Origin of the sequence: Streptomyces sp. RP5T, from assembly GCF_003933965.1 — a bacterium.
Classification (GTDB): domain Bacteria; phylum Actinomycetota; class Actinomycetes; order Streptomycetales; family Streptomycetaceae; genus Streptomyces.
In genome coordinates, this window is the sequence record NZ_RSAJ01000598.1 from 1 (window position 1) to 4,968 (window position 4,968).

At 69.9% G+C, this 4,968-nt stretch carries 4 protein-coding genes; 2 read left to right on the plus strand and 2 right to left on the minus strand.

The features are described 5' to 3' along the window. Positions 1 to 1,350 (plus strand): alpha/beta hydrolase (locus EHS43_RS37235; protein ID WP_148104189.1); only part of this gene is annotated, 1,350 nt, incomplete at its 5' end. 139 nt (positions 1,351 to 1,489) lie between these two features. Beyond that, positions 1,490 to 3,037, plus strand: a complete 1,548-nt coding sequence (locus tag EHS43_RS37240; RefSeq protein ID WP_125195043.1) for an alpha/beta hydrolase — start codon at positions 1,490 to 1,492, stop codon at positions 3,035 to 3,037. Positions 3,038 to 3,090: 53 nt separating this feature from the next. On the opposite strand, the gene moeZ is transcribed toward EHS43_RS37240, so the two are convergent. Both moeZ and EHS43_RS37250 read right to left on the minus strand, forming a co-directional pair. Continuing rightward, positions 3,091 to 4,269 (minus strand): adenylyltransferase/sulfurtransferase MoeZ, encoded by a 1,179-nt coding sequence (moeZ, locus tag EHS43_RS37245; protein ID WP_125195044.1) that lies wholly within the window; start codon positions 4,267 to 4,269, stop codon positions 3,091 to 3,093. A gap of 63 nt (positions 4,270 to 4,332) precedes the next feature. Continuing rightward, positions 4,333 to 4,968 (minus strand): spherulation-specific family 4 protein (locus EHS43_RS37250; RefSeq protein WP_125195045.1); only part of this gene is annotated, 636 nt, incomplete at its 5' end.

Here is a 4,968-nt window from a genome sequence, read left to right on the forward strand (position 1 = left end):
GAGTGGCAGTGCGCCACCCTCAAAGCCCCCCTCGACTGGGCCGAGCCCAAGGGCGACACGATCGGCATCGCGCTGATCCGGGCCAGGGCCAGCGGTGCCGAGGACAAGCGGATCGGCTCCCTGGTCTTCAACTTCGGCGGCCCCGGCGGTTCGGGCGTCACGACGCTGCCCGCCTTCGGCTCGGACTACGCGAAACTGCGCACCCGCTACGACCTGGTGAGCTTCGACCCCCGTGGGGTCGGCCGCAGCGCCCCGGTGGAGTGCCTGAACGACCTTCAGCTCGACGTGTACTTCGAGCAGGACGCGACCCCCGACGACTCCGCCGAACGCGCCACGCTGCTGAACAACACCAAGGACTTCAACGCGGCCTGCGAGGACAACTCCGAGAAGATGCTGCCGCATGTGCGCACGACGGACGCCGCCCGCGACATGGACCTGATGCGCCAGGTCCTGGGCGACGACAAGCTGTACTACTTCGGCATCTCGTACGGCACCGAACTCGGCGGCGTCTACGCCCACCTGTTTCCCAAGCGCGTGGGCCGCGCGGTCTTCGACGCGGTCGTCGACCCGACGCAGAACAGCGAACAGGGGTCGCTCGGACAGGCCGAGGGCTTCCAGCTCGCGCTCGACAACTACGCCGAGAACTGCACCTCGCAGCCCACCGACTGCCCCGTCGGCGACACCGCGCAGGACGTCAGGAACCGCATCGCGAAACTGCTGGCCGACCTGGACCGGAATCCGATCCCCGGCATCGGGCAGCGGGTCCTGACCCAGACCGCCGCGACCAACGGCATCGCACAGGCCCTGTACTCGAAGGACTTCTGGGAGTACCTGACCGAGGGCCTGCAGCAGGCGTACGACGGTGACGGCAGCGTTCTGATGCTGCTCTCCGACTCGATGAACGGGCGCAGCGAGAACGGCGAGTACAGCAACATCGCCGCGGCCAACATCTCCATCAACTGCGCCGACGACAAGCCCCGGTACACCCCCGCGCAGGTCGAGCGGAAGCTGCCCGAGTTCCGTGCCGCCTCGCCGCTGTTCGGCGACTTCATGGCCTGGTCGATGGTCACCTGCACCGACTGGGCCGTGCCGGGAGCCTCCGACCATCCCGACGTGAGCGCCCCCGGCTCGGCACCGATCCTGGTCGTGGGCAACACCGGGGACCCGGCGACCCCGTACGAGGGCGCGCGGAAGATGGTGCAGGCCCTCGGCGCGGGCGTCGGCGTCGAGCTGACGTACAAGGGGCAGGGGCACGGGGCGTACGACAGCAAGAACAAGTGCGTCCGGGACGCCGTGGACGGCTATCTCCTCAACGGGAAGGTACCGGCGGCCGGGACCGTCTGCTCGTAGCGCACGGCCGCCCCACATTCCGTTGAAACCTGCTGGTCAGAGGGTTATCCACAGGGGCGGACGGGTGTCGTGCGATCGGCCTACCATGGCCGGACCGACGTTCGTGGCCCGTCACGGACGGCTGGGGAGGGGGACCGGAATGGGGCGTTTCGTACAGTGGGCGGCCGTGACCGCCGCGGCCGCGCTGCTGGCGGCCGGATGCAGTGGCGGTTCGTCCGGGGACGGCGGGGGCGAGAAGCGATCGGGCAGCGCCAGGCCGACCGCGACCGGCGCGAAGGCGCTGCCGGCGTCGCTCACTGCGCAGAAGCTCGACTGGGAGCGCTGCAAGGCCACCGCGGACTCCTCCGCGCCCGGCAGCGACTGGCAGTGCGCGACGTTGAAGGTGCCGCTCGACTGGTCGAGGCCTGGCGGCGACACGATCGACCTCGCGCTGATCCGTTCCCGGGCGCGCGGCGGCGACCGCATCGGCTCGCTCCTGTTCAACTTCGGCGGCCCCGGCGCTTCGGGCATCGCCGGCCTGCCCGGGTACGCCGCCACTGTTTCCCTGCTGCGCGAGCGGTACGACCTGGTGAGCTGGGACCCGCGCGGGGTCGGCGCCAGCGAGGGCGTCCGGTGCCGCGGCGACCGGCAGACGCAGGCGGCCGAGGCGGTGGACGCCACCCCGGACACCCCGGCCGAGGAACGCGCGTACCTCAAGGACGCCACCGACTTCGCCCGGGGCTGCGAGAAGGACGCGGGCCGGCTGCTGGCACACGTCTCGACCACCGACACCGCGCGCGACATGGACCTGATGCGCCAGGTCCTCGGCGACACCGAGCTGCACTACTTCGGCATCTCGTACGGCACCGAACTCGGCGGGGTCTACGCCCACCTGTTCCCGGAGAACGTGGGGCGGCTGGTGCTCGACGCGGTCGTCGACCCGAGTGCCGACGCGGTGGCGCACCGCGAGAACCAGGCCCGGGGCTTCCAACGCGCGCTCGACAACTACCTCACCGCCACCGGCCAGGACCCCGAGAAGGGCACCCGGAGGATCACGAACCTGCTGGACCGGATCGACGCGGAACCGCTGGACACGTACTCCGGCAGGAAGCTGACCCAGGTGCTCGCGTTCACCGGCATCGTCTGGCCGTTGTACCGCGAGGACAGCTGGCCGTCCCTGACCAGCGCTCTCGACACGGCCGAGCAGGGGGACGGCTCCGAACTGCTGGCGCTCGCCGACGAATACAACGAACGGGACCCCTCGGGGCGCTACGGCCTGCTCCCGCAGGCACAACGAGTCATATCGTGCTTGGACGACAAGCAGCGGCCCACACTCGCGCAGGCGAAGAGGCTGCTGCCCGAGTTCGAGAGGATCTCCCCCGTGTTCGGGCCCTTCCTCGGCTGGGACGCGGCGGGCTGGTGCCACGACTGGCCGGTCCCCGGGCAGTACGAGACACCGGAGGTGAGCGCGCCCGGTGCGGCACCGGTGCTGGTGATCGGCAACACGGGCGACCCGGCGACCCCCTACGAGGGCGCCCGGCGGATGGCGGACGAGCTGGGCAAGGGGGTCGGGGTGGAGCTCACCTGGAAGGGCGAGGGACACGGGGCGTACGGCAACGGGAGCGACTGCGTGGACTCCACGGTGAACGCGTACCTGCTGAAGGGCACGGTGCCGAAGGACGGCAAGGTCTGCGCCCGGCGCCGGTGACGGAAAGGGGCCCGGCACACGAGGTGCCGAGCCCCTTCCGGGAAGGCGTGCGCCTAGTAGACCGGCTTGTGCGGCTCGATCTGGTTGACCCAGCCGATCACACCGCCACCGACGTGCACGGCGTCGGAGAAGCCCGCGGACTTCAGGACGGCGAGGACTTCCGCACTGCGGACACCCGTCTTGCAGTGCAGGACGATCTTCTTGTCCTGCGGGAGGCCCTCCAGGGCGGTGCCCATGAGGAACTCGTTCTTCGGGATCAGCCTGGCGCCCGGGATGGAGACGATCTCGTACTCGTTGATCTCGCGGACGTCGATGATCTCGATGTTCTCGCCGTCGTCGATCCACTCCTTGAGCTGCTTGGGAGTGATCGTCGCGCCGGCGGCCGCCTCCTGGGCCTCCTCGGACACGACACCGCAGAAGGCCTCGTAGTCGATGAGCTCGGTGACGGTCGGGTTCTCGCCGCAGACCGCGCAGTTCGGGTCCTTGCGGACCTTGACCTGGCGGTACTGCATCTCCAGGGCGTCGTAGATCATCAGACGGCCGACCAGGGGCTCACCCGTGCCGGTGAGGACCTTGATGGCCTCGGTGACCTGGATGGAACCGATGGACGCGCACAGCACGCCCAGCACGCCGCCCTCGGCGCAGGAGGGGACCATGCCCGGCGGCGGGGGCTCCGGGTAGAGGCAGCGGTAGCAGGGACCGTGCTCGGACCAGAAGACGGAGGCCTGGCCGTCGAAGCGGTAGATCGAGCCCCACACGTACGGCTTGTTGAGCAGCACGCACGCGTCGTTGACCAGGTAGCGGGTCGCGAAGTTGTCGGTGCCGTCGACGATCAGGTCGTACTGGCTGAAGATGTCCATCACGTTGTCGGCCTCGAGCCGCTCCTCGTGAAGGATCACGTTCACGTACGGGTTGATGCCGAGGACGGAGTCGCGCGCGGACTCGGCCTTGGAGCGGCCGATGTCGGCCTGGCTGTGGATGATCTGGCGCTGCAGGTTCGACTCGTCGACCTCGTCGAACTCCACGATGCCGAGCGTGCCGACGCCCGCCGCGGCCAGGTACATCAGCGCCGGCGAACCCAGGCCGCCGGCGCCCACACAGAGCACCTTGGCGTTCTTCAGCCGCTTCTGCCCGTCCATCCCCACGTCGGGGATGATCAGGTGGCGGGAGTACCTGCGGACCTCGTCTACGGTGAGCTCAGAGGCTGGCTCGACCAGGGGTGGCAGCGACACGGGGACTCCGTTGGTCGGTCAATCACTACGGTTGTTCTCCTCGTAACACTGCCATGGGCTTCTTCATTCCGAGACACCCGTTCCGATCCGCGAGACGATTTCGTCCCAGTAGCCGGGCATGGTCTCCCAGGGGTCGATGCGGCCGCCGCGATCCGTGCGGTCGGTGAACCAGATCGTGGCGGCGCCCTGCCAGCGGGCGATCCGCAGCGCCTCCTCCAGGTGCGGGCCGGGCACACCGTGGACGAGGTGGCAGAAGCGGTCGGGCGGGTAGTCGGCGGTCCACTCGGCCACCTGCGACCAGCGGTAGTCGCTCCAGGGGCCGGAGAAGGTGACCAGCTGGTCGGCGTTCTCGGCGTAGCCCGGGTAGGGGTGGGCGCCGTGGCCGAGGACGATGTGGGCATCGTCACGCAGCGCGCGGAGCGTGGTGACGGTGCGGCGGACCCCGGGCAGTGCGGCGCGTTCGGTCGGGCAGCGGTCCAGGAGGAAGCCGTCGACCTGGTACCAGTCGATGTAGCGCTGGGCGTCGGAGACCGTCTCGCCGCAGGTGCGGGTCTCGTGGGAGCGGGTCCCGTACAGGGCGTCGAGGCGGCCGAGGACGCGGATGCCCGCGTTGCGCAGGCGGCCGGCCGCTTCGAGGCAGTGCGGGTCGGGGCGGGCGCCGGGACCGTCGGCGACGTCGAGGACGGCCCAGTGCACGGG